This is a genomic window from Methanosarcina sp. A14 (assembly GCF_001729375.1).
GTDB lineage: Archaea > Halobacteriota > Methanosarcinia > Methanosarcinales > Methanosarcinaceae > Methanosarcina > Methanosarcina barkeri.
This window is the reverse complement of the sequence record NZ_LZPK01000348.1, coordinates 1-3257: the sequence shown is the minus strand read 5'-3', so window position 1 is coordinate 3257 and position 3257 is coordinate 1. Positions and strand designations below refer to the sequence as shown.

Here is a 3257-nt window from a genome sequence, read left to right as displayed (position 1 = left end):
ATGCTTCTTTTATTTTTTCTGATACTTCTTTCTGTTTCTTTTTTGGAACCTTTTTTAGAACTTGTCTTATCAGATGAACATGACACATCTGCCAGCTTGATCCAATAAAGGATTCTCTAAATGCTTTTCGTATCCCTTTATGACCATCAGAAACAACTAACTTGACGCCTCTTAACCCTCTTTCTTTCAGGTCTTCGAATAGATCTTCCCAGAATAGAGAGTCTTCACTGTCTGCCAATCTTACTCCAAGAATCTTACGTAAACCATCATCTCTGATTCCAGCAACTACAAAAAGAGCTTTATTTTCATAATGGAGTCAATCTCTTACTTTAAGATAAATCGCATCAACAAAAAGGTAAGGAATTTCATGTTCTATTGGCTTTGAGAGAAATTCTTCAACTTTCTCATCAAGGTCTTTAGTAATTCTGGAAACAGAAGAGGCCGAGATTCCCTCTAATCCTAAAGCAGTCATGACCTTTTCCACCCGTCGGGTGGAAGAAACACCTTGAAGGTAAGATTCCGCTACAGCAGCTAATATAGACTTTTCAACCCTGGAATATTTTTCAAATACCTGAGTTTCAAAAGGAAATTCACGGAACTGAGGCTTTAACAATTCAAGTTCTCCATATTTGGTAAGGAGAGTGCGGGATTTGTAGCCGTTTCTACTGGTTTTTCGTGAATCAGTACGCTATAACTTTGTGCACAAGATTGGAGAAGGGCTTCCTTCTCCATGACAAGATTTAAAAACCAGGTAATTAACTGGCGAATTCCATCTTCCTGATCGACAAGATAATCTTTTTGAATGAGAATACATTAATCATTGACTCTACATCCTATTTTTTGTGATGAAGAAAATGGATATAGAGTCAATCATATTTTACAGGACTTTCGCTACACTGCCCATTCTGAGAACTTCAAGTCTTTTCTGTCTTTTTCTTAGGACTGTACGCACTTGAAATTCAAAATCAATCACGGAAGAAACTGTGGATTGAAATCCTGTTTTAGACAGTTAATGGTCTACTACAGTTAGTGGTTTGATGCTGTTGATTTTTCAGTTCAACTGCATAAGTCCTACATCTGTAAGGAAATGGGATTGGAAGCAACAATTTTTATCTCATTACTCGAAAATGGGCATTTAAACTTCCCAGTAAGGAGGAACGTTATACTTTTCATATATTTTAGTCAAATCATTACGAGTTAAAGTCCACACGTTGTCGCCCAAACCTTCTGCCGCTTTGAATGCTCCTTTCTCAACTCTAAGGATATAATCACCTCGAGTTGCTTTAAGAGCTTCCCAGGGAATGGCAAATAATTTACAGGACATACCAATAAAACAATCACAAGCAAGTATTACGTATGCTATTCTTCCCCGTTCAGAGTCAATCATGACTTCTTCAATCTTTCCAAGTTCTTCATCTTTAATAGTTAAGACCTTAGATCCTTTTATTTTCGTTGTCGGCACAAAATTCATTTTCTTTGGAACGTGCAGTTCTTCATCTATTCCCATAAACTTCAACTCCTAATGTATTATTCACACTTACTGTCTTTTATTTACCTCTTTCAAAAGTACAGAGAAGCATTACATTCTTTCCGCCTGTCTTTTCTCCATTCCAGACTTAAGTATGGAAGTTTTTCTTTCTTGGTTACCCCAATGAACTATTCTATTAATATTAGTAATTCATTAATAATATACATTTCTTAAGAACTTGATGTCGTGTTCCCAGTAAAAAAACAGTGAGCAAGATAATATCTATGAATTTTCCCGAAGTGCGAGATATTTTTGAAACTGCTGTAATTCTAAAGTACAACCTGGGGTCATTAATTGATACTTTTGTACCAGTTTTCGGTGGTGAAGCATTTTGAAATAAAACCTGACTTTGACAGTATCCACTAATTGTTACTGAATATTTCCCTTCTTTTTATCCCAAATGGACTTGACAATTTGTTTAAGTTTATAAAAATTTGTTATATATTCTATGTAATTCCATTCATTTTTGCTACTATTAAGCTATTTATCCAGTCAAAATTCGCAAAAATATAGTTTTTTACTCCATTTATCTTGAATTTGATTGTAAGTGTCAAATTCTTCAAGCTTTTTTAATGAATTTTGTAGATACGTGTTTTATCCCTTCAAATTCATCTCGCATCAGCGATATGAATAATTGAGCGATAAAACCAAGGATAATAGCTCCATAAATGCTATCATCCGACCACACTCTCAACGGTTTAATGTTTATTTCGTTCTTCAATGAATGGAATATTTTCTCAATAGAATCTTTTTTTCTGTATGTTATCAATGCATCTTCAAGTGTCAAATCCCTGTTTGATTTCAGACAGAAAAATCCTTCTCTCCCATTAATCAGTGAAGCTTTCAGGAGTTCAATAGCTTCCTCGTCACTAAGCTCGAAGAGCTTAGTTCTAAAAGAGTAATTAATCTCAATCAACTCATTATTTACTCTGAATCTTTTGGGAAGATTTTTTTGTTATATGGCCTTTTGAACTTATTTTTCTTCCTGTAATTTCCTCATAGCAGCTCTTGCTTTTACTTCTAACTGCTTTTTCTGTAGAGATTCAGAGAAATAAAAGTACTTAATAGTACTGAGCTTAACGATTTTTATTCCATATATACATTTTTTGGAATCAATCAATTCTGCTCTTTCCAGATCAAAGTTCTCAATTATTTTATCATCACTCTTATTCAGCTTCATGGAAGTGAGATAATCCATTTCAGCATCCAGTATAAGGTTGAGATTGTCTTTGTTATTAGCTCCTTTATCAAAAACAATAAGAGAGCCTTTTTTAAGCCTACTTTTAACCTGGTTAAAAGTATCAGAAAAGTGCTCAAGATCAAGAACGTTTCCTTTATTCACTGTAACTTCGATAGGTATGTTTATGGGATCAGCTAACTCACTAACTCCAACTGTTCTCTGCAACTTGTCAGGTCCGTGATCTCTGCTATATCCGAATTTACCAAGGTTGGCTTTAGTTCCGTGAAGAACTATACTTGTCCAATCCAGGTTTATATTCGTCTCTTCAAAACCATAAGTAGAAAAGAGAGAGTCCAGAATATCACACAGAATTTCCTCTTTGTTACGTCCCAAAAGCTCAAGAGTTCTGTAAAGAACTCTTTCGTGAAAACTTCCAAGATTTAAGATATCCAGAATCTCTTTCTGATTTAACCATTTGCCAGCTTCTTTGATACTAAAATTATCAGTTAATTTGTAGCTTAACAAACCGATTAAACTATTGAGATCAAG

1 protein-coding gene and 2 pseudogenes are annotated in these 3257 nt (G+C 34.5%); all 3 read right to left on the bottom strand.

Translation table 11 applies throughout. The annotated features are described in order from the left end of the window. Positions 1–870, bottom strand: a pseudogene (locus tag A9239_RS18550) (IS256 family transposase); the annotation flags it as partial. Between the two features lie 265 nt (positions 871–1135). Next, positions 1136–1507, bottom strand: a complete 372-nt coding sequence (locus A9239_RS15020; RefSeq protein WP_048118042.1) for a PRC-barrel domain-containing protein — start codon at positions 1505–1507, stop codon at positions 1136–1138. Between the two features lie 467 nt (positions 1508–1974). Then, positions 1975–3257 (bottom strand): annotated as a pseudogene (locus A9239_RS15015) (transposase); the annotation flags it as partial.

Excerpts from the sequence above, each read along its gene's own strand:
- A9239_RS15020 (WP_048118042.1), bottom strand. The coding sequence starts at position 1,507 with ATGGGAATAGATGAAGAACTGCACGTTCCAAAGAAAATGAATTTTGTG.